The 21590-nt window shown below is 40.7% G+C and carries 20 protein-coding genes; 11 read left to right on the forward strand and 9 right to left on the reverse strand.

Annotated features, from left to right (window positions below):
• Positions 1-8: 8 nt before the first annotated feature.
• The 8 genes from C7Y70_RS18555 to C7Y70_RS18590 all read left to right on the forward strand — a co-directional run bounded on the left by C7Y70_RS18555 (position 9) and on the right by C7Y70_RS18590 (position 8782).
• Entirely contained in the window at positions 9-644 is a 636-nt protein-coding gene (locus tag C7Y70_RS18555) for a 3'-5' exonuclease (protein WP_099294977.1), read from the forward strand.
• A 64-nt stretch (positions 645-708) separates the two neighbouring features.
• On the forward strand, positions 709-972 hold the full coding sequence (locus tag C7Y70_RS18560; RefSeq protein WP_135476424.1) for a hypothetical protein: 264 nt from the start codon (positions 709-711) through the stop codon (positions 970-972).
• A 548-nt stretch (positions 973-1520) separates the two neighbouring features.
• Complete coding sequence (epd, locus tag C7Y70_RS18565) at positions 1521-2537, forward strand: erythrose-4-phosphate dehydrogenase (RefSeq protein WP_135476426.1); 1017 nt, start codon at positions 1521-1523, stop codon at positions 2535-2537.
• A 54-nt stretch (positions 2538-2591) separates the two neighbouring features.
• Positions 2592-3767, forward strand: coding sequence for a phosphoglycerate kinase (locus C7Y70_RS18570; RefSeq protein ID WP_099294974.1), 1176 nt, complete (start codon positions 2592-2594; stop codon positions 3765-3767).
• Positions 3768-3982: 215 nt separating this feature from the next.
• Complete coding sequence (gene fba / locus C7Y70_RS18575) at positions 3983-5047, forward strand: class II fructose-bisphosphate aldolase (protein ID WP_099294973.1); 1065 nt, start codon at positions 3983-3985, stop codon at positions 5045-5047.
• 592 nt (positions 5048-5639) lie between these two features.
• Entirely contained in the window at positions 5640-6329 is a 690-nt protein-coding gene (gene phoB / locus C7Y70_RS18580; RefSeq protein ID WP_099294972.1) for a phosphate regulon transcriptional regulator PhoB, read from the forward strand.
• Between the two features lie 65 nt (positions 6330-6394).
• On the forward strand, positions 6395-7741 hold the full coding sequence (phoR, locus tag C7Y70_RS18585; protein ID WP_135476428.1) for a phosphate regulon sensor histidine kinase PhoR: 1347 nt from the start codon (positions 6395-6397) through the stop codon (positions 7739-7741).
• Positions 7742-7813: 72 nt separating this feature from the next.
• Positions 7814-8782: a phosphate ABC transporter substrate-binding protein gene (locus C7Y70_RS18590; protein ID WP_099294970.1), complete on the forward strand. Its 969-nt coding sequence runs from the start codon at positions 7814-7816 to the stop codon at positions 8780-8782.
• A gap of 267 nt (positions 8783-9049) precedes the next feature.
• Here the strand turns inward: C7Y70_RS18590 and C7Y70_RS18595 are convergent, their stop codons facing one another.
• The 8 genes from C7Y70_RS18595 to C7Y70_RS18630 all read right to left on the reverse strand — a co-directional run bounded on the left by C7Y70_RS18595 (position 9050) and on the right by C7Y70_RS18630 (position 15673).
• A complete protein-coding gene (locus C7Y70_RS18595) occupies positions 9050-9289 on the reverse strand; it encodes a hypothetical protein (protein ID WP_135476430.1) in 240 nt (79 codons plus the stop codon).
• 8 nt (positions 9290-9297) lie between these two features.
• Positions 9298-10152, reverse strand: a complete 855-nt coding sequence (panC, locus tag C7Y70_RS18600; RefSeq protein ID WP_099294968.1) for a pantoate--beta-alanine ligase — start codon at positions 10150-10152, stop codon at positions 9298-9300.
• Positions 10152-10946 (reverse strand): 3-methyl-2-oxobutanoate hydroxymethyltransferase, encoded by a 795-nt coding sequence (gene panB / locus C7Y70_RS18605; protein WP_099294967.1) that lies wholly within the window; start codon positions 10944-10946, stop codon positions 10152-10154. Before panB ends, panC begins: the two co-directional genes overlap by 1 nt.
• Positions 10947-10977: 31 nt before the next feature.
• Entirely contained in the window at positions 10978-11463 is a 486-nt protein-coding gene (gene folK, locus C7Y70_RS18610; protein WP_135476432.1) for a 2-amino-4-hydroxy-6-hydroxymethyldihydropteridine diphosphokinase, read from the reverse strand.
• A gap of 4 nt (positions 11464-11467) precedes the next feature.
• A complete protein-coding gene (gene pcnB, locus C7Y70_RS18615; RefSeq protein WP_099295072.1) occupies positions 11468-12772 on the reverse strand; it encodes a polynucleotide adenylyltransferase PcnB in 1305 nt (434 codons plus the stop codon).
• Positions 12773-13056: 284 nt separating this feature from the next.
• A complete protein-coding gene (gene gluQRS, locus C7Y70_RS18620) occupies positions 13057-14004 on the reverse strand; it encodes a tRNA glutamyl-Q(34) synthetase GluQRS (RefSeq protein ID WP_135476434.1) in 948 nt (315 codons plus the stop codon).
• An 18-nt stretch (positions 14005-14022) separates the two neighbouring features.
• On the reverse strand, positions 14023-14466 hold the full coding sequence (gene dksA, locus C7Y70_RS18625) for an RNA polymerase-binding protein DksA (RefSeq protein WP_058560218.1): 444 nt from the start codon (positions 14464-14466) through the stop codon (positions 14023-14025).
• A gap of 217 nt (positions 14467-14683) precedes the next feature.
• Entirely contained in the window at positions 14684-15673 is a 990-nt protein-coding gene (locus tag C7Y70_RS18630; protein WP_135476436.1) for an AraC family transcriptional regulator, read from the reverse strand.
• Between the two features lie 199 nt (positions 15674-15872).
• Here C7Y70_RS18630 and C7Y70_RS18635 point away from each other — a divergent pair, with 199 nt between their 5' ends.
• Entirely contained in the window at positions 15873-18419 is a 2547-nt protein-coding gene (locus C7Y70_RS18635) for a penicillin acylase family protein (RefSeq protein WP_135476438.1), read from the forward strand.
• Here the strand turns inward: C7Y70_RS18635 and sfsA are convergent.
• A complete protein-coding gene (gene sfsA / locus C7Y70_RS18640; protein WP_135476440.1) occupies positions 18409-19128 on the reverse strand; it encodes a DNA/RNA nuclease SfsA in 720 nt (239 codons plus the stop codon). The two genes, C7Y70_RS18635 and sfsA, sit on opposite strands and share 11 nt — an antisense overlap.
• An 80-nt stretch (positions 19129-19208) precedes the next feature.
• Between sfsA and pepB the strand changes: the two genes are divergently transcribed.
• Together pepB and C7Y70_RS18650 are read left to right on the forward strand one after the other, a co-directional pair.
• Positions 19209-20504, forward strand: coding sequence for an aminopeptidase PepB (pepB, locus tag C7Y70_RS18645; protein WP_099294961.1), 1296 nt, complete (start codon positions 19209-19211; stop codon positions 20502-20504).
• A gap of 256 nt (positions 20505-20760) precedes the next feature.
• The gene (locus C7Y70_RS18650; protein WP_099294960.1) at positions 20761-21327 is read left to right on the forward strand and encodes a phosphoribosyltransferase family protein; all 567 of its coding nucleotides are present in this window, start codon (positions 20761-20763) and stop codon (positions 21325-21327) included.
• Positions 21328-21590 lie beyond the last annotated feature (263 nt).

Below are 21590 nucleotides of genomic sequence, written 5' to 3' on the forward strand. Positions count from 1 at the left end.
TGCTAAACGTGGTTAAACGGTGGTTAAGTGAATACATATCACGACAAAGGTTGCTCGCTAAAAGTGTGTTCAGTCAGCGTTATCTTGTCATTGACTTAGAGCTAACAGGGCTAGACGCAAAGCAGCATGAAATAGTCTCTGTAGCATGGGTGCTAGTGGATCAGCAGTGTATAAAGTTAAGTAAAGCAGAGCACTACATTAATAAAGAAGTTAAACAACTTGAGCAAAGCCCGATTTTTCATGGAATTGCCCAACAAGAGGTCGCTCAGGGGCAAAGCTTGAGTGACATTTTAAACAAGCTCAGTAGGCACTTTGATGACGCCATTTTAGTGTTTCATAATGCAACTTTAGATTGGAGTTTTTTAAAGTGTGCTTTCAAAGCACATGGTATTAGTGCTAAACCGAAATTAATTGTTGATACCTTCCAAATTGAAAAAAAGCGCCTACTACAACAGGGGCAAGAAATAGCATTAGATGACTTAACGCTTTCAGCATGCAGGGCACGCTATGGGCTACCTTATTACGCTAACCATCACGCATTAACGGATGCGACTGCTACAGCTGAATTGTTATTGGCACAGTGTCATCATATTAGTTGTGCAAATGAACTAAAGCTGGCTGATATAGTAAAAGTTGCACTTTAAAGCAGTTAAATTGAATGTTATTTGCTACCCTAACATACTGAAATTTAGTAATTCAATTGGTTTTATGATGAAAAATACTTTACTGCCTTCATTAGTTGGCGTGTCAGCCAGTTTAGTTGTTGTGTGGTGGCTACACGGATTCTTACTCGCTGACAGTTGTTTAGACAATAGTGGTACGTTTAACTATGAAACTAACTTGTGTACTGGGGAGAATAACCAATTAATCGAGCTTGCGACCTCTTCAACGATGCTTGTTACCTATTGCATTGTGATTATGGTTGTTTCACTACTAACGGCCAGTTTAATTAGAAGAATTTTTAGAATATAGGTACTCCCTAGTTAGCGAAATTAGTTTCGTTAAAAGGAAGGGCTAAACATTTATTTAACTTTGCCTCTTATATTCAATTGCAAGGTCGATTACCAAAATGTGGGCCATCAAGAAGGAGGGCTAAACATTTATTTAACTTTACCTCTTATATTCAACTGCAAGGTCGATTACCAAAATGTGGGCCATCAAGAAGGAGGGCTAAACATTTATTTAACTTTGCTTTTTATATTCAATCTCAAGGTCGATTACCAAAATTTGGGCCATCAAGAAGAAGGGCTAAACATTTATTTAACTTTGCCTCTTATATTCAATCTCAAGGTCGATTACCAAAATTTGGGCCATCAAGAAGGAGGGCTAAACATTTATTTAACTTTGCCTCTTATATTCAATCTCAAGGTCGATTACCAAAATTTGGGCCATCGAAACATGGTTAATTTTAAGTTTCTGCTGTTCAGCTCTTATATTCAATCCCAAGGTCGATTACAATACCGCCATCAAAAAGGCAGATTGCCTTTATCTGCAAGCAACTAGAGTGGATTTTCTTTCGAATGGCAATCAAACTTGCAATTAATGGTTTTGGTCGAATTGGTCGAAATATCGTCCGAGCGCTGTATGAATCAGGGCTAAGCGATGAGATCAAAATTGTTGCTATTAATGAATTAGCGGATCCTAAAGGGATCGCTCACCTCCTTAAATATGATACGTCTCATGGACGTTTCAAATTTCCTGTTACACTCGGTGAAGATTGTATCAATGTTGCCGGCGATTCACTTGCATTATTTTGCGAAGAAAATCCGTGTGAACTTCCTTGGCAGGTACTTGATATCGATGTGGTACTAGAGTGTACAGGGGTGTTTCATTCTCGTGAACATGCACAACTTCACTTAAATGCGGGTGCAAAAAAGGTATTATTTTCTCAACCTGCGGATGCTGATGTAGATGCCACTATCGTTTATGGTATCAATGACGATGAATTAACCGCTGCGCACACAATAGTATCTAACGGCTCATGTACAACAAACTGTATTGTACCAGTCATTAAAGTGCTTGATGATGCATTTGAAATTGAATCGGGTGCAATCACTACTATTCATGCCTCGATGAATGATCAGCAAGTCATTGATGCTTATCATCATGATTTACGCCGTACTCGTGCAGCAAGCCAATCAATTATTCCGGTAGACACAAAGTTAGCACGCGGTATTGAGCGGATATTACCCAAATTTCATGGCCGATTTGAAGCCATCGCTGTGCGAGTGCCTACTATCAATGTTACGGCGATGGATTTGAGCGTCACAGTCAATACAGACGTAGATTTAGTTACAGTAAATAAAGCTTTAAAGGCGGCTGCGAAAGATAGATTAGAAGGTATTTTAAGTTATACAGAGGAGCCATTGGTCTCTGTTGATTTTAACCATGACGCACACTCATGTATTATTGATGGCACGCAGACACGAGTTAGTCATAAACGACTGATAAAGTTATTAGTCTGGTGTGATAATGAATGGGGATTTGCCAACCGCATGATCGACACCGCACGGTGTATGATGGTTGCAGAAAACTAGAAATATAATTAAGAATTTTTATTCAAGTCAGTATCGTTAACTAAGGAGAAGTCCATGTCGGTCATTAATATGGTAGATTTAGATTTAAACGGCAAACGCGTTTTAATTCGTGAAGATTTAAATGTACCAGTCAAAGCAGGTAAAGTGACCTCAGATGCACGTATTCGTGCAGCATTACCAAGTATCAAACTAGCCCTTGAAAAAGGCGCAAAAGTAATGGTGATGTCACATCTTGGCCGTCCTACGGAAGGGGAATACAACGAAGAGTTTTCATTGGCTCCAGTTGTTGATTATTTAAATGAGGCACTAGAACAAACAGTACGCCTTGAAAAAGACTACCTAGATGGTGTTGAAATCGCTGATAATGAAGTGGTTGTGTTTGAAAACGTACGCTTTAATGTTGGCGAAAAGAAAAACGACGAGGCATTGTCTAAAAAGCTTGCTGCACTATGTGATGTGTACGTAATGGACGCTTTTGGTACTGCTCACCGTGCACAAGCTTCAACCCATGGCGTTGGTCTATTTGCCGACGTTGCGTGTGCGGGCCCTTTATTGGCAGCAGAGCTAGAAGCCCTTGGCAAAGCGCTTGATAACCCAGCACGTCCGCTTGTTGCTATTGTTGGTGGTTCTAAAGTATCAACCAAGTTAACAGTACTTGACTCACTTTCAACGATTGTTGATCAGCTAGTAACTGGTGGCGGTATTGCAAATACTTTCATAGCTGCGGCAGGTCACCCTGTAGGTAAATCACTTTATGAAGCTGATTTGATAGATGAAGCAAATAAATTATGCGCAGCAGCTAAAAGTAACAATGGTGAAATACCAGTGCCTACCGACGTTGTTGTGGGTAATGAATTTTCAGAATCAACGGTTGCAACATTAAAAGATGTTAGTGAAGTAACCAGTGATGATATGATTTTTGATATTGGCCCGGATACAGCGAGTAAATTAGCTAAAATTATTGCCAACGCTGGTACTGTTGTTTGGAATGGCCCTGTTGGGGTGTTCGAATTTGATCAGTTTGGTAATGGCACGCGTGCAATTGCACAAGCGATTGCTGATTCAAACGCGTTCTCAATTGCTGGTGGCGGCGATACGCTAGCAGCGATTGATAAATACGGTATTGGCGATAAAGTTTCATACATTTCAACCGGTGGCGGTGCTTTCCTTGAATTTTTAGAAGGGAAAAAATTGCCAGCTGTTGCTATGCTAGAAGAGCGTGCTAAATAAAACGAGCATGCTTGTTGGTGTAAGTAAATTTACTTACACCGGCTAACACCATTAATTAAATACCTCTCACCCTTATTTAATTACTGGTTTGTGTTGGCGGTAGGTTTGGCAAGTGCCAAGACTGTCGTGATGCAGTGAATGCATCGAATTAAACTATTCCGTTCGACTAGGTAGTGTTGCGTTTACGCAGCTATCGATAATTTGGAGAATACCCCATGGCTTTAATCAGTATGCGACAACTTCTTGATCATGCAGCTGAAAATGGTTACGGCGTGCCAGCTTTTAACGTTAATAACCAAGAGCAAATCCGCGCTATTATGATGGCGGCTGATAAAACAAATAGCCCTGTAATTGTGCAAGGTTCAGCCGGTGCTCGTGCCTATGCTGGCGCCCCATTTATTCGTCATATGATTTTAGCTGCCATCGAAGAATGGCCACACATCCCAGTGGTTATGCATCAGGATCACGGTACTTCACCTGGCGTTTGTCAGCGTTCAATCCAGTTAGGTTTTTCATCTGTAATGATGGATGGCTCATTAATGACTGATGGGAAAACACCTTCAAGCTATGAGTATAATGTTGATGTAACACGTAAAACAGTTGAGCTTGCTCATTCATGCGGTGTATCGGTTGAAGGCGAGTTAGGTGTTTTAGGTTCTCTTGAGACTGGCGAAGCTGGTGAGGAAGACGGTGTTGGTGCTGAAGGTAAATTAACTACAGATCAAATGCTAACAGATCCAGAAGAAGCCGCTGACTTTGTTAGCAAAACTCACTGTGATGCACTTGCAATTGCCTGTGGTACTTCTCACGGAGCTTATAAATTTACACGCCCACCAACGGATGACATCTTAGCAATCGATCGTATTAAAGCGATACATGCACGTATTCCTAATACTCACCTAGTAATGCATGGTTCGTCATCTGTACCACAAGAGTGGCTTGAAATTATCAATCAATATGGTGGTGAAATCCCTGAAACGTATGGTGTTCCAGTTGAGCAGATCGTTGAAGGTATTAAATTTGGTGTTCGTAAAGTGAACATTGATACAGATTTACGTTTAGCGTCAACAGGTGCGATTCGTCGTCACTTAGCACTGAACCCATCAAACTTTGATCCACGAAAATACCTTGCTGAAGCAACGAAAGCAATGACTGAGATCTGTGTAGCGCGCTATGAAGCGTTTGGCACTGCGGGTCAAGCAAGTAAGATCAAGCCAATCTCACTTGATGAAATGCATCTTAAATACTTATCTGGTGAGTTAGATCCACAAGTTAAGTAACTTAATAGATTGAAAATAAAGCCAGTATCTGCAAAGAGCTGGCTTTTTTTATGCCCGTACAATTAAGAAAGATCATTCCCTTACTAACTAATAAAGGAAAAGATCGGGTTTTTACCAACGCTTTATTCTTGAGATCAGTCTTTTACTAAGGAACACGATCTAATATGTACTTTTTGTTTGAAAATCCAGCGTAAATTGTATCGTTTGTACAAATGATCAACGCCTTACATTCTTATGTTAGTACAATCATGATCCCAGATCCAAGTTAGTTAGTATAAGCATGATCCGAATTTGTTTACTTGGTATGAATTTGATCCAGAACTTATTTTTACATTGGAGTAGGCTGAGGCTATTTTTAAAACTAAAAAGCTAATAGCTGAAGATTAAATATATTGGTTACTGATCTACTTTATTTGCAGTAAAGTAAGAAAAGGTTGCTTGGACCAAGTCTAATTGATGAGTTTTAATACTTTTTTTGCGTTGTTTGTGTTTTTTTTTCGCTCATTTTAATTTACACGTTACACTTTCATAAAAATGTCATACTTAGTCATAATAATGAAAACAAGTTCGATAACGAAAGAGAAGAATTGGAATGTCACGTAAAGTACTTGTCGTCGATGACGAAGCGCCTATTAGGGAAATGTTAGTTTTTGTATTAGAACAAAATGGATTTCAAGCAATTGAGGCCGAAGATTACGATTCTGCTATTGCAGCCATGGTAGAACCATATCCAGACATGGTTCTACTGGATTGGATGTTACCAGGTGGCAGTGGTATTCAAATTGCTAAAAAGTTTAAACAAAATGAGCATACTCGCAAAATCCCTATCATCATGCTAACAGCCCGTGGCGAAGAGGAAGATAAAGTCCGAGGCTTAGAAGTCGGTGCTGACGATTATGTAACGAAACCATTTTCACCGAAAGAACTGATGGCGCGCATCAAAGCGGTAATCCGTCGGGTTTCACCTACGTCGCTAGAAGAGGCGATTGAGGTACACGGTTTACGCTTAGATCCAATTTCACATCGCGTAACTTCTGATGGCAGCGAGCTGGACATGGGGCCCACAGAGTTTAGATTATTGCACTTCTTTATGACTCACCCTGAGCGCGTATATAGCCGAGAACAATTGCTAGATAACGTGTGGGGGACTAATGTCTATGTTGAAGACAGAACAGTCGACGTGCATATTCGTCGTTTGCGTAAAGCGATAGCTCCGCTGGGGCATGATAGATTGGTTCAGACGGTGAGAGGCGCAGGTTACCGTTTTTCGAGTAAACTATAGTATCTTAAATGTTAAGTTAATGACTTTATTAGCTTAAGTTTATTTTTCTAAGGTAAAGTGAGTTTATGTATCGAGTTGTTAATAAGCAAGCGCTTGCTAAGCGTTTGCTTATCTATTTTTTACCCCTACTACTTATTGGCGTGCTTATTGGTGCGCCATTTTTGCTTTTATTTTTAGGCTCATTTTCATTATTAGTTTGGCATTATCATCAACTTTACCGACTCAGTGATTGGTTACTTAATCAACGCAGTTTTAATCCACCGGAAGGTGAAGGTGCATGGGAACAAGTTTTTGAAGGAATTTATCATCTACAGCATCGCAATCGCAAAAAGAGAAATGAACTTGCAGATCTAATTCGCCGCTTTCGTGATGGTGCTGAAGCTGTCCCTGATGCTGTTGTGGTGTTGCAGCGGGATCTCAGTATTGTTTGGTGTAATCAATTGGCGTTAAAAATACTTGGTTTGCAGTGGCCTGCTGATCATGGACAACGTTTAGATAATCTAATTCGTGATCCAAAATTTGCTAAATATATGCACCAAGAAAAATTTGATGAAGCTCTTGAACTTGAAAACACACACAGTGTTGAGCAAGTACTGGAATACCGTGTCATGCCATACGCAAGCTCACAGCTTATGGTGGTTGTGAGGGATGTTACTCGTTTAAAGCAGCTAGAACAAATGCGCAAAGACTTTGTTGCAAATGTGTCGCATGAGTTACGCACACCTTTGACGGTAGTGACAGGCTATTTAGAAATGTTTGATGGCGATATGATGCCACCGCCTGCTATGTGGAATAAAGCGCAGAATACTATGTTAGAACAGTGTAAGCGTATGGATAGCTTGGTAAATCAATTATTATCATTGTCACGCATCGAAGGCGTAAGACGACAAGATAATGATAAAGCAATCAATGTTCCTCAGTTATTGGCGTATATTCGCACTGAAGCCCAGTCACTTAATCAAGACAAAGGGCATGAGCTCATATTTGAGGTTGATGCAGAGCTTGATATTAAAGGCGCTGAGGATGAACTGCGCAGTGCGTTTTCTAATTTAGTGTTTAATGCTATTCATTACACTAAACCAGGCGGGAAAATAGCCGTTAGTTGGCTACGGGTAGACAATAAAGCCGTTTTTTCTGTCGTTGATAATGGTGATGGTATCGCGCCAGAACATATTAACCGCCTCACTGAGCGATTTTACCGTGTAGATAAAGCCAGAAGTAGAACAACGGGTGGCTCTGGCTTAGGCTTGGCGATAACAAAGCATGTACTTACACGCCATGATAGCCATTTACAAATAAAAAGTAAGCTTGGTGAAGGCTCATGTTTCTCTTTTTCGTTCTCAAAAGAGAAGCTTGTAGAGAGTGGTAATTCAAAAACACTCGAAAGTCATAAAAGTGCAACAATTAAGTAATCTAACTGTCATTTAATGGCTTTAAAGTAGTTAGCAGTTAGGAAATGGGACGAACAAATCGGAGTAACCCCTATGAAATTTAAAAGTTTAGTTGCCGCAATGGGTGTGGCTGTTACAACATTAGTATCTGCACAAGCGCTAGCTTTAGATAAAACGATTCCTGAGTATGAGAAAACAACAGGTATCTCAGGCAACTTTTCATCAGTGGGCTCTGACACTCTTGCCAACATGATGACTTTTTGGGCTGAAGAATATAAGCGCTTCTACCCTAATGTAAATATTCAAATTCAAGCAGCGGGCTCTTCAACAGCGCCACCTGCTTTAACTGAAGGTACTGCAAATTTCGGCCCTATGAGCCGTAAGATGAAGTCAAAAGAAATTGAATCGTTCGAAAAACGTTATGGTTACAAGCCAACAGAAGTGCGTGTTGCAATTGATGCTCTTGCTGTATTTGTTCACAAAGATAACCCAATTGAAGGTCTTCGTATTGATCAGGTTGACGCTATCTTCTCATCAACGCGTAAATGTGGCGCATCAGATGAAGTATCTCGCTGGAGCGATGTAGGCTTAACTGGTGATTGGGCAGCTAAAGATGTTCAGCTTTATGGTCGCAACTCTGTATCAGGGACGTATGGTTACTTTAAGAAAATGGCTTTATGTAAAGGTGATTTCCGTAACAATGTAAATGAACAACCGGGTTCTGCATCAGTTGTACAGTCAATTTCATCTTCTGTAAATGCAATCGGTTACTCAGGTATCGGTTACAAAACATCGGGTGTTCGTACTGTTCCACTGGCTAAAAAAGGAAACAAGTTCGTAGATGCTACCCTGGATAACGTAGCAACAGGTAAATACCCGTTATCTCGTTTCTTGTACGTATATATTAACAAGCACCCTAATAAACCACTTTCTCCAATTGATGCAGAGTTCCTTAAAATGGTACTTTCTCAAAGCGGTCAAAAGATTGTAGAGAAAGACGGTTATGTGCCATTGTCAGGCGCGATGGCAATGAGAGAGCTTAAGAAACTAGGTCTTTTATAATCATATAATTGATAATAATAGAAAACCGCCTTTATAAATAAAGGCGGTTTTTTTATGGCTAGTAACACTAGGGTCTGTTGACCTTTGCAAACTTAACCTTGGAAGTTCAACAGACCCTGAACTTCACACACTCTTTAAAGTTCGTTTTAATGACTTATTAATATTTGATTAGTTATTCAAATTTAGGTTAGTTAGTTGTGGTTAGGGTTTGCTTAAGCAGAGCACAGAAGCTTATCAGAGTAAGGTTGATAAGCTTTAAACTATTATTTATTGCATTTCCCCTAGCTTCTCAGCATTGGCTTTGCATTGATTGAATGTTTCTATGCATTTTGTACTGCATACTTTGTGTACCATGCCTTCCCCTGTGCTTTGTTGCTCACAGTTAAGCTCACATTGGTAGTTTTGTTGTGCACACTGCTGCATTTCTGGATTTTCTATCTGGTTTTGGCAGCCGAATAAAAGTCCAGCAAGTAAAGTGGTGCTGGCTATTTTAAGTAGTGAATTCATTTTTATCCCTAATTTATTATATCAACTTGTAAGTTATCGATTAGCCTCACATTACCTAAATATGCAGCAGCTAAAATGACTAATTGTTCATCTTTTACTGTAGCGCTTTTTAAGGTATCGCGCTGTGCTATCTCAAAATAATCTGCTTTTAATCCTGCATCGCTCAGCGTTTGCTTTGCTTGTTGGCAAAGAGCTGAAAAGTCATTTTGGCCAGCTTTTAACTGCGCTGCAACGTAAGATAATGTTTTAAATAAATTAGCCGCAGTAGCTTTTTGTTGATCAGATAAGTAACCATTACGAGAACTCATCGCAAGTCCTGAGACTTCACGAGTAGTTGCAACGCCGATCACTTCAACAGGGATAGATAAATCGCGCACCATCGTTTTGATAACTTGTAACTGCTGAAAGTCTTTCTCACCGAAACAGGCAAAGTCAGGTTGAACCAAATTAAATAGCTTAGTTACTACGGTTGCAACACCTTTAAAATGACCTGGGCGAGACCCACCACAATAACCCATTGAAATATTAGGTACATCAACATAACTTTGTGCGCCTAAACCGTTTGGATAAATGGTTTCTACAGTGGGAGTAAAAACAATATCGGTGCCCAGCTCAGCTAGCCCTTGTTTATCAGCATTCAACGTACGCGGATAACTATCTAAGTCTTCACTTTCACCAAACTGCATTGGATTAACGAAAATACTAACAACAACTTTATCAGCCATTGTTTTTGCTTTTTCTACCAGTGAGAAATGACCTTGATGCAGATTTCCCATTGTAGGAACCAATGCAACACTAAGGCCGACTTGACGCCAAGCTTTAATTTGACTGCGTAATGATTTTATTTCAGTTATAGACTGCATTATTTAAACTCATGTTCAACGCTTGGGAAGGTGCCACTTTTAACATCATTGCAGTATTTTTTAACGGCATCAGGCATATTACCTGTTTCTAATAAAAAGTTTTTCGAGAATTTAGGGATGTAACCTGCAGAAATTCCCACCAAATCATGCATAACTAAAATTTGACCATCAGTTTGATTTCCTGCGCCAATACCAATTGTCGGAATATCGACCGCATCTGTAATACGTTTTGCAAGCTCAGCAGGTATACATTCAAGCACAATCATTTGTGCGCCTGCTTTTTCAAGCGCTTGTGCATCTGTGATCATCTTTTTAGCTTGCTCTTCGATGCGGCCTTGAATTTTAAAGCCACCAAAAACATGCACAGACTGAGGCGTGAGTCCTAAGTGCCCACATACAGGAATACCTTGTTGTGTTAGGGCCGTAATTGAATCGTACAACCATTCACCCCCTTCTAACTTAACCATGTTAGCCCCTGCACGCATGAGTTGTGCTGCATTTTCGCAGCTTTGCAGTGGGCTTGAATAGGTCATAAACGGCATATCTGCAATGACAAATAAATCACGGCTACCAGCACGCACGCAGCGAGTATGGTAGGCGATATCTGTATTTGTTACTGCAAGGGTATCGTCACCACCTTGTAGTACCATACCAAGTGAATCACCTACTAAAACAACGTCAACACCGTTATCATAAAAGAGCTTAGCAAAGCTGGCATCGTAAGCGGTTAAAGCGGTTATTTTTTGCTGTTCTGCTTTCATTTTATTGAGAGTAGAGACTGTTATTTTAGACATAATATCCTCGTAGGCAACGCCCTGAAATTAATTACAGAGGTAATTGTTGTAATTCGTTTAATGCTAATGTTGCGGTAATATCTGTTAATCTTTTGCCAGTTGGCAATGTAATATCAGGCGCAATTTCAAGTAATGGATAGACAACAAACTCACGCTCAGTCAAACCATAATGGGGAACTGTTAGCCGTTCAGTATTAATTACTTGATTTCCAAATAATAAAATATCGATATCCAGCGTGCGTGGACCCCAACGCTCTTCTTTACGAACACGCCCGTGGTCTAGTTCAATTTTTTGTGTAAAATCAAGAAGCTGCTCGGGGAGTAAAGATGTTTTTATAGCCGCAACGGCATTGACATAATCCGGCTGATCTTGTGGGCCCATCGGTTTACTAGCATAGTGATGAGACACACTAATAAGCTCGCAATGGGGAAGCGTTTGTAAGGCTAAAATAGCGTTGTTTAACTGCTCACGAGGGGCGTTTAAATTAGCCCCTAGACCAAGATATACAGTTGCCATTTTGTTACTCAGTTGCCGGTTTTGGGCTGCTACGACGACGTGATCTGCGTCGGCCTTTAGGTGCACCTTGGCTACCTAATGCTCTAACCATATCTTTCTGGCCATTTACGTCTTTACTTAGGTATTCGCTCCACCAATTTGCAAGTTCTTGGTGTTGATGCTCACCCGCTTGCACGCGTAACAGTAAAAAGTCATAAGCGGCTTTAAAGCGCGGTTGTTGAGTCAACCTAAATGCACGTTGGCCTGAGCGTTTGTCTAAGCGCTGCTGTATGTGCCAAATATCACGGGCACCCAAGGTGAAACGCTTAGGCACGGCAATGTGTTGTGCGTTCTCACTGAGCACTTTATTCATTGCTTGGGTGTACGCATCATACTCTGAAAGTTGTTCACTCAGTTGTAGCTGTTTCGCTATTTTTAATAACGGGAACCATAATAGAGCAGCAAAGATGAAAGCTGGTGTGACTTTTTTATCCGCGTTAATGCGTTCATCTGTATTGCGGAACATCTGCTGAATAAGAGAATGCTCTAATCCCTCAGTATTTTTATCTAAGATTTTATCAAGCGCTGGAAATAATGACTTAAATAAACCATAGCGGCGCAACATAAGAAAGTTCTCTTCGGCTTTGCCGTTTAAGAAAAGCTTTAATGTTTCTTCAAATAACCGCGCTGGAGGAATGTTATCAAGCAGACTTGCTAGCTCTTTAATAGGCTTTTCAGTTGCAGGCGCAATCGTCATATCAAGCTTTGTGGCAAAGCGCACTGCGCGCAACATTCGAACTGGGTCTTCTCTATAGCGAGTTTGTGGGTCGCCAATTAACTCTATTTGCCTTGCATTAATCGCGGCAATACCGTTGGCAAAGTCATGAATTGAGAAGTCATTAATAGAGTAATATAAGGCATTGATTGTAAAATCGCGGCGCTCAGCATCTTCTTCAATGCTGCCAAAAACATTATCTCGCAGCAATTGACCTTGATCGCTAGATTGACTGATTTGATTTTTATCTTCAGCGGCTTCATGGTGTCCGCGCATTGTTGCAACTTCAATAATTTCTCGGCCAAAAACAATATGTGCCAATCTAAATCGGCGACCAATTAAACGACAGTTACGAAATAGCTTTTTTACTTGTTCTGGTGTGGCATTAGTTACAACATCAAAGTCTTTTGGCTGTTGCCCTAGCAAAATATCTCGAACACAACCACCCACAAGGTAGGCGTCAAACCCCCCATCTTTCAGGCGATATAATACCTTAATTGCATTTGGACTAAATTGTTTACGAGAAATACCGTGCTCATTACGTCCAATAACCAAAGGCAAGCTTTGCGCTTGTTCTGGTTGAGATGTTTGAGTGCCATTTGGCCCAATAATTTGCCGACAAAATTGAAAAAGCTTGGAAATAATAATCTGTCTCCTACAGAATTCTGTTAAATGACGGCATATCCATCAAAAATCAAACCAAGTATAGCTGTATTTTGATATTAACTGCACGAGGAATGTGCATACTTGGCGATAAACGTATTGCGTGGCTTATAATATACCAGCGCAGCTTAAAAATTAAGTTGGTGGCTTTAAAATAAACGCTATTTAGGTATTAATTACTTAATTAGTTGCTTAAAAATGGTTGCTTGGTTAGCGTCAGCTTGAGAAATCTGAATTTGTGGTACTTTTGGTACGTGTTGGAGGTCATAGCGATTGATAGCCCATGCCATCATTTTCTCTACACTGAGTGTGGATATTTCTGGTGTAGGTGCTAACCCTAAAAACTCAAATGCGTTGAATAAACTGGGCTTTGGATTTTGTTTACAAATGGCGGGTGCATAATTTTGCTTAGATAATTTAAATCCTGGTTTTGCAACGGCCAAAGGTAAGTGCGCGTAATTAGGAATTGGAGCTTTAAGCTGCTTAAATAAGCTTAACTGCCTTGCAGTTGGTTCTAATAAATCTGCGCCTCGTACTACATCAGTGATCCCTTGCTCAATATCATCAGCAACAACCACAAGTTGATAAGCAAATAATCCATCGCTGCGTTTAATAATATAGTCTTCATGGGCGAGGGCTGAATCTACAACAACATTACCTTGAATCAAGTCAAAATAACGAATTGTGGGGTGGCATTGAGTGAGGCGAAGTGCGTACTTACTTGCATCCACAAAGCGGCTTTTACAGTGACCTTGGTATATTCCGCCAAGCGCTTTTATTTGTTTGCGAGAACAGTCACACGCATAAACCAAGTGCTGCTCTTTTAGCATCGTTACATAGTGGTGATATAATTCATGGCGCTGAGTTTGATAAACAACTTGCTCATCCCAATACAAGCCGTAGGCCTCTAGTGTTTTGAGAATGTCGTCAGCGGCGCCTTTTACAACTCGGGTTGTATCTATATCTTCAATACGAACTAACCAGCTGCCTTGATTATGTTTTGCATCTAGGTAACTGCCCACAGCCGCAACCAAGGAGCCAAAGTGAAGAGGCCCAGAAGGTGACGGCGCAAAGCGTCCGCGATAATTGCGCAGTGGCGCAGTAACGGCTGTGGTTATCGACATGGTTTAACTTAAAAGTTATTAACCGCGTCCAGCTTGTTTTTCTTTGATTTCGGCAAGTGTTTTGCAGTCTACGCATAAATCAGCTGTAGGACGTGCTTCTAAACGACGGATACCAATTTCAATTCCACATGATTCACAAAATCCAAAATCATCTTCTTTGATAAGGATAATTGTTTTTTCAATTTTTTTGATCAGTTTACGCTCACGGTCACGTGTTCTAAGTTCTAAAGAGAACTCTTCTTCTTGTGCAGCGCGGTCAACTGGATCAGGAAAGTTAGCAGCTTCGTCTTGCATGTGCGACTTCGTGCGGTCTACTTCGTTACGTAAATCGTTGCGCCATGCTTCCAAAATAGTTTTAAAATGAGCACGTTGTGCTTCATTCATATACTCTTCGCCCGGTTTTTCTTGGTACGGTTCTAATCCGGCCTGAGCCAATAACCCTAATTTTTTTTGGTCTGGCATAACTTTCTCCTAAATCCTTAATATAATGCCCAGCTTTAGCCGGCGGCTATAAATAACAGAATCCTATGGCCTAGGCAAATTTATTTTTAATTAATTAGCTGTGGTTAATTTGTTTTTACTGCTTTAAAAGGTATCAGGCGATTATTTTGATTGCTTTTTAATCACAGTGTGATTTTTTTACTGGCCTTGTTATATGGGCAAAAATAATTAATACAACTTAATTTTTTATTTGTGTTAAAAACTTTTTTGGTGAGCAACCATACCAACGCTTAAATGCGCGTTGTAATACACTCTGTTCTGAAAACCCTAATCGGTTACTTACTTCCAATACACTTAACTTATTAAGCAACATACGCTTCGCATGGTATTTGCGAAGTTCATCAACCAGCATTGAATAGTTACAGCCTTGTTCAGTTAAATAACGTTGTAAGCTGCGTTTTTTAAAACCAAACTGTGTTGCTGCTTGTTCAACATTAGGTACATTGGGAAAGTGTGCGGTTATGTATGCTTTAAGCTGGTTTATACGGTCATTTTCACTAATAAGCTCAATTGCTTGTGCTGACAATAATTGCTCTAGTTCTTGGTTTGCTGAATTAAGTGGACTACTAAGCATGTTACTTTTAAAGCTAAGCGTATTGGTTGTTGCGTGGAACTCTATAGGACAATTAAATACGGCTTTATATGCGCGCAAACTCTCGGGCTTGGGTTCAGATCTAGTAAGTTGTACCTTTATAAGTGATAAATCTGTGTTTTTGAAACTGCAATATTTTGCGAAAGAGAGCCAACTACTAAATAGCTCATCAACCATATGATGCTGTATTTTAGTACTTGGGTACCAGCTTAAATGACTTGTTTGTTGCTCATGGTGCAGTTGAATAATCCCCACATTCCTTACTAATGTATTAAGTTGTAAAGCGTGTTGCAGCACCTTGCCTAAAGAATCACTCACTAGCGCAATGTGACCCAGTAAACCCCAGCTTTGCGTTTTTAAAGATTGACCGAACTTTAATCCGATATGATCGCAGCAAAGGTGTTGTGCTGCAAATGTCATTAGCTGTTCGTAATCTGAAACTGGATATTTATAGCGGCTATCATCAAGGTGGTTTGCACGATTTAGTAAACGTTTATTTACTGCTTCTGGAGCAAGCCCTTGTGCTATCAAAAAGTGCACTAAGGAGCGAATTATTTGGCTACTAACAAAATACATTTTAGTTACTTTTTAATAAATAGATAACATCAAGCTGCATTAGTTGGCGCGTAAAGTCAATTTTTTGCGTGAGGAGTCAAGATTTAGACAATTTTATAAGGCATGGTATCCATTGGATAAAAACAAAAAGTAATCAGAATTAAGGGTAATAGCTTCAGCTTATTGTCTATGCATTCAGATTAACCAACAAGGAACCACAATGAAACTTCACACACTCTCTATTAGTATTGCTGCAGCCTTATTATTAACCGCATGCGGCTCAGATGATGACAAAAATACTGTTGAGCCGCCACCTATAGTCGTTGAGCCAAACCCAGAACCCGCACCTGTAATTATAGCATTTGATGACGATAATAAGCTCGATGCAAATATTCGCTGGACGACCTTTGGGGTGCCACATATTAAGGCTGATAACTTAGAAAGCTTAGCGTTTGGTAGTGGCTATGCCTATGCCAAAGATCATAGTTGTTTATTACTGGATCAAATTGTAAAAACGCGTGGCGAACGAGCTAAATATTTTGGCCCAGACAAAGTCCCAGGCAGTGGTGATTCAGCGCATTTAATCTCAGACTTTGGTTATAAAGCTTTAGGCATTAACGCCTATGCGAAAGAGCATTATAATGAACTAAATGACGATAGCCGCGCGCATTATGAAGGCTTTGTACAAGGTTTTAATAAATATGTAAGCGATACTGGCACTGATAACTTAGCCCCAGAGTGCGCTTCCCAACCTTGGGTGTTTGAATTAACCCCAGAAGATATGTTGGCATACGCCATGGCAACAGTGCAGCTTGCAAGCTCAGCTAACTTTTTAGATCTTGCATTTTTAGCCAATCCAGGTGACGGCGGTGAATATTTACCGACCCCAAAAGCATCAGAACCTAGTGCAGTTTCAAGTGTTGTTAAAAATATCAATCAACAAGCTACAAGTTTTAAACTAGAGAAAAAGTACGAGCATTTAGGGTCAAATGGCTGGGGTGTGGGTAAAGATAAAATGGCCAATGGCAAAGGGGGCTTATTAGCGAATCCGCACTTTCCTCACGAAGGTAATTTACGGTTTTGGCAGTCACATTTAACCATTCCTGGTGCCATGAATGTGATGGGCGGCAGTTTGCAAGGGATGCCAGGGGTAATCAACATTGGCTTTAATGAACATGTTGCCTGGACGCATACATTTTCAACAGCACGGCATTTTTTAATCTATCAATTAGCACTAAATGAAAATGACCGCATGAGTTATAGCGTTGAAGATGATGAATATGCGATAACCAGCAAAAAAGTCTCGGTTGAAGTCGCGGTCGCACCGGGTATGACAATCGAGCTGGAAAAAGACTTTTATTACAGTCATCACGGCTTGATGATTGAAACACCGGCTGCAAACGGCTTAGGTTGGGATGATAGCCAAGCGTTTACTATTAAAGATGCCAACGAGTTCAACATGGACGTAGTTGCTCAGTGGTCAGCATTAAACCAAGCGCGTAGCTTAGATGATATGAAAGCCTCGTTTGCGCAGTTTGATGGCGTGTCGTTTAACAATACAATGGCAACGGATAAAGACGGTAATGTATTTTTCGTAGATGACAGTACAGTACTTAATGTGGGTGATACCGCTAATATGGCGATTCGTATTCAACCAGAACTCGTTGCGCTGCGCGAATCGACCGGGTTTGATTTAGTACCCGGTAATTTAAAATTGTTTGAAGCTGATGGCAATGTACCTTTTGAAAAAGCGCCGCAGTTAAACCGTACCGACTATGTGCAAAATTCTAACGATAGTTATTGGGTAACCAATCCAGAGCAACCATTACTCGGTTTTGCCGCACAATATGGTGATGTACACAAACCGCTTTCATTACGTACTCGAATGGGCTTACAGCTATTAAAAGATGGCGGTGGCGAAGATGGTTTATTCACCTTGGATGAGCTTGAAACGGCGCTTGTTGGCGATCGCATTTACCTTGGTGAACTGGTGTTTGAACAGCTAGTTGCTCAGTGCCAAGCGCAAGGTGACACACCAGTCATGTTAAGTAATGGTGATAGTATTGATTTAACGCAAGCGTGTAGCGTGTTAGCGCAGTGGAATGGTGCAATGAATCTAGAAACTAAAGGTGCCGCACTTATTCGTGAGTTTGCCCATTTATTTGATGCAGATACGTTGCTTGCAGATAATTTTGATGTTACGAACCCTGCGAACACACCTAATACTTTGCGTATTGACGGCTCTGCCTTGGTTACCTTGGCACATGCTGTGGCTACATTACAAAGTAATGGGACCGCACTTGATGCAACCCTTGCACAAATGCAGTTTGTAGAGAAAACGCTTGCAGGAGGTAATGCCTCGGGGGAAAAACTACCGTGGAGCGGCCCTATGCATGTTGAAGGTGGATTTAATGTGTTTCGATTCGATCGTAGCGGCACAACTCGTTCAACTTTGATCCCTTATATTGATCATCAAGCGTTAAATGATGCTATTACGGGTGAACCACTGCGCTCAAACCTAAGTAGTGCAGGTTATCCGGTGAATTATGGTTCTAGTTGGATGTTTGTAATGAACTTCACCGACGATGGTCCGGTTGCCAAAGGACTACTAACGATGTCGCAAAGCTCAGACTCAACGTCGGATCATTTTGATGATCAATCACGTTTTTACTCTGAAAATGCCACGCTCAGACCATTATTATTTAAAGACGAAGATATAAACCTTAATTTAATCGGTGAAATGGATGTTTCACTAACTAAGGAATAAATGTCACTCTTTCGGCCAAAGTAACTTCTTTGGCCGAAATTTTCGCTTTGTAAGCCAATACCTCAACACCTTTAGCAATCGCCTCTGTTAATAACTGTGCGTACTTTTCATCTATATGTTTTGCTGCACTCACTTGGGTTATGCCCTCATGTAAAACTGCAAACAATAATACTGCACGATGGCCTTGTTCAACCATTTCTATTAATTCGCGAATATGTTTTTGCCCGCGTAATGTTTGCGCATCAGGAAAATAGCCTTGGCCTGTCTCTGGCGCATCTTGGCTTAATAACGTGACTGATTTTACTTCAACATAACAATTTGGGCGATTAGGGTCGCTGAGTAAAAAGTCGATACGGCTGTTTTCTTGGCCATATTTTACTTCGCTTTGTAATTGCTGGTAACCGCTAAGCTCACTAATAAAATTTGCTTGAATAGACTCTTCGACTACTTTATTTGCCATTGCTGTATTAACACATATGAGGTGTTGAAATTGGTTTTGAGTGAGTTCTAAAGAATGTGGGTATTTACGTTTTGCATTATCACTGGTTGAGTAAAATGCGTTGAAATCAGGCTCTGCGCAGCCTGTCATTTTACCGGTGTTAGCGCAATGCGCAGTAAACTCAGTGCCATTCGCTAAGCGTAAGTCGGCTAAAAATCGTTTGTAGCGTTTGATTAATGTGGCTGGTTGTAATGGCTTAGCAAATTTCATTATTTGGTCTCAATCGGTTGGGAAGTTGTGCCAGCTATAGTAGACTCAATGCCACTAATTAGCGCAAAGAGTATTCTAACATGTCTGAAAAATTTGTTGTTCAATTAAGCGAACAAGCGGCTGCATCTCATTGGGGCGAAAACGCCACACTTTCATTTAATGAGCACGGTGCAACAGTTCACCTAGCCGAGCAAGAGACTTTAAAAAACGTGCAAAAAGCGGCGCGTACGATTGCCAATCAAGGTGTTAAAAATGTAGTTTTAGCTGGCGACTGCTGGTGTACTGAAACACAATGGGCGTTTTACCAAGGCTTTGTTTCTCCGAAAACGTTAGCAGGCGTTGAGTTTGCACAAAATGCAAAAACGGACAGCCAAGAGCTAAATTCATTATTACGCTCTGCCACATGGGCGCGTGAAATGATCAACGGCACAGCAGATGATATTTTCCCTGAAAGCCTTGCAGGTAAAGCGGCTGAGTTTATTCAATCACTTGCGCCAGAGCATGTCAGCTACCAGATTATTAAAGGCGATGCGTTACTTGAGCAGCAATGGATTGGTATTCATGCTGTTGGTCGTGGCAGTGAGCGCCCGCCAGTATTACTAGCATTAGATTACAACCCAACTGGGGACGACAATGCACCTGTTGATGCGGCATTAGTGGGGAAGGGGATCACGTTTGACTCAGGTGGTTACTCAATTAAGTCAAGTGAAGGCATGCTGGGCATGAAGTGCGATATGGGCGGTGCAGCCACGGTTACTGCAGGTCTTGCCTTGGCTATTAGCCGCGGTATCAACAAACGTATCAAGTTATTTTTATGCTGCGCAGAGAACATGATTTCGGGCCATGCTTACAAGCTAGGTGACATTTTGACTTATAAAAATGGCACAACAGTTGAAATTGTAAACACCGATGCTGAAGGGCGTTTAGTGCTTGCCGATGGTCTTATGGCTGCAGGTGAAACAGGTGCACCGCTTATTATCAATGCTGCAACTCTAACAGGCGCTGCACTGGTTGCCGTTGGTCAAGAGTACAATGCCTTATTTGGTCTTGATAAAGAGTTTGTACGTGAAGTTGAAGGCTTTGCAGAGCAAGAAATGGAAGCAGGTTGGCCATTACCACTTGAAAAGTGGCACCAACAAAACTGCCCATCGCCTTATGCTGATACCGCAAATAGCCGTGCGCAAAAAGGGGGCGGTTATGGCGGTGCATCAAATGCCGCAGGTTTCTTATCGCGTTTTGTACCAAACGATGGTAAAGGCTGGGTGCACATTGACTTAGCGGCTGCGTTTAATATGGGTAGCACTGGCCAATGGGCTGCTGGCGCAACCACCGTTGGTATGCGTACCGTTGCACGTACATTACTTGAAAAAGCATAATTTAGCCCTATCCAAAGCGGCTAAATAAGCACTCTAGATGAATATAGCACCTTGTGAAAATAAGGTGCTATTTTTATAAAGGGCTCATCGTGCTGTACGTTTAGATTCGTTTTTAGCTGCAAACCATTAAAAATTCCTCGCAAACAAGCTTTTTATCCTAATTTACGCTAAAATCTCGCCCCACAGCTTTTCAGGTGGTTAACTTTGTCTTGCTTAGACTACACTTGATTGAACTACTTACACTGGGGTTTCTATTATGTCTGATAAGACTTACATCACGGCGCAGCAATTGCTTGAAGATTCTTTTCGCGTTGCCGCACAAGTTTACCAAGACGGCTTTCGTCCTGATTTTATTATTGGTATTTGGCGCGGTGGTGCACCAATAGGTATAGCTGTGCAAGAATATTATGACTATAAGGGCATAGAAACTGATCATATCGCAGTACGTACGTCTTCGTATTACGGTATTAATCAGCAATCAAAAGAGATCAAAGTTCACGGTTTACATTACATTATTGAAAACGCCAACGCTGGTGATTCGTTATTAATTGTTGATGATGTTTTTGACTCTGGCCGCAGTATTTTTGCATTAAAAGAAAAACTTTCAGAGTTAATGCGTTTAAATTTACCAAAAGATATTCGGGTAGCATGCCCATACTACAAGCCGAAAAACTCAAAAGTTGATATGAAACCAGATTATTACATTCATGAATCTGAAGAGTGGCTCGTGTTTCCGCATGAACTTTCAGGGTTAACGCCTGATGAGATCATAGAAGGTAAAACTGACCTTGCAAAAATACATGATTTATTGCTAGAAAAGTAAATTAAGCATTAATAAATAATAAAAAAGGCCTTTAACAGGCCTTTTGTATTTAAATAAAACAACGAGCTAATATTAAATCTCTGGATAATAAATCTATCTCCAGCGGCTACTTTCAACGCTAACTGCGTTGAATTTACTTGCAATAGGCTAGCTATTGACGCGTAAATTCGCCTTGTTATCGCTAAAAGTCTCCGGCTGGAGACTAATAAATATATTTGTGATTTAATATCAATACATTAGTACATCTCTTAACCAGAGTTCAG

This window comes from Pseudoalteromonas sp. KS88 (genome assembly GCF_004766475.1).
Classification (GTDB): Bacteria; Pseudomonadota; Gammaproteobacteria; order Enterobacterales; family Alteromonadaceae; genus Pseudoalteromonas.

Bases quoted from the DNA above. Each gene is read 5' to 3' on its own strand.
- C7Y70_RS18560 (WP_135476424.1), top strand. From the start codon at position 709: ATGATGAAAAATACTTTACTGCCTTCATTAGTTGGCGTGTCAGCCAGT.
- epd (WP_135476426.1), top strand. From the start codon at position 1,521: ATGGCAATCAAACTTGCAATTAATGGTTTTGGTCGAATTGGTCGAAAT.
- C7Y70_RS18570 (WP_099294974.1), top strand. From the start codon at position 2,592: ATGTCGGTCATTAATATGGTAGATTTAGATTTAAACGGCAAACGCGTT.
- fba (WP_099294973.1), top strand. From the start codon at position 3,983: ATGGCTTTAATCAGTATGCGACAACTTCTTGATCATGCAGCTGAAAAT.
- phoB (WP_099294972.1), top strand. From the start codon at position 5,640: ATGTCACGTAAAGTACTTGTCGTCGATGACGAAGCGCCTATTAGGGAA.
- phoR (WP_135476428.1), top strand. From the start codon at position 6,395: ATGTATCGAGTTGTTAATAAGCAAGCGCTTGCTAAGCGTTTGCTTATC.
- C7Y70_RS18590 (WP_099294970.1), top strand. From the start codon at position 7,814: ATGAAATTTAAAAGTTTAGTTGCCGCAATGGGTGTGGCTGTTACAACA.
- C7Y70_RS18595 (WP_135476430.1), bottom strand. From the start codon at position 9,289: ATGAATTCACTACTTAAAATAGCCAGCACCACTTTACTTGCTGGACTT.
- panC (WP_099294968.1), bottom strand. From the start codon at position 10,152: ATGCAGTCTATAACTGAAATAAAATCATTACGCAGTCAAATTAAAGCT.
- panB (WP_099294967.1), bottom strand. From the start codon at position 10,946: ATGTCTAAAATAACAGTCTCTACTCTCAATAAAATGAAAGCAGAACAG.
- folK (WP_135476432.1), bottom strand. From the start codon at position 11,463: ATGGCAACTGTATATCTTGGTCTAGGGGCTAATTTAAACGCCCCTCGT.
- gluQRS (WP_135476434.1), bottom strand. From the start codon at position 14,004: ATGTCGATAACCACAGCCGTTACTGCGCCACTGCGCAATTATCGCGGA.
- dksA (WP_058560218.1), bottom strand. From the start codon at position 14,466: ATGCCAGACCAAAAAAAATTAGGGTTATTGGCTCAGGCCGGATTAGAA.
- C7Y70_RS18630 (WP_135476436.1), bottom strand. From the start codon at position 15,673: ATGTATTTTGTTAGTAGCCAAATAATTCGCTCCTTAGTGCACTTTTTG.
- C7Y70_RS18635 (WP_135476438.1), top strand. From the start codon at position 15,873: ATGAAACTTCACACACTCTCTATTAGTATTGCTGCAGCCTTATTATTA.
- sfsA (WP_135476440.1), bottom strand. From the start codon at position 19,128: ATGAAATTTGCTAAGCCATTACAACCAGCCACATTAATCAAACGCTAC.
- pepB (WP_099294961.1), top strand. From the start codon at position 19,209: ATGTCTGAAAAATTTGTTGTTCAATTAAGCGAACAAGCGGCTGCATCT.
- C7Y70_RS18650 (WP_099294960.1), top strand. From the start codon at position 20,761: ATGTCTGATAAGACTTACATCACGGCGCAGCAATTGCTTGAAGATTCT.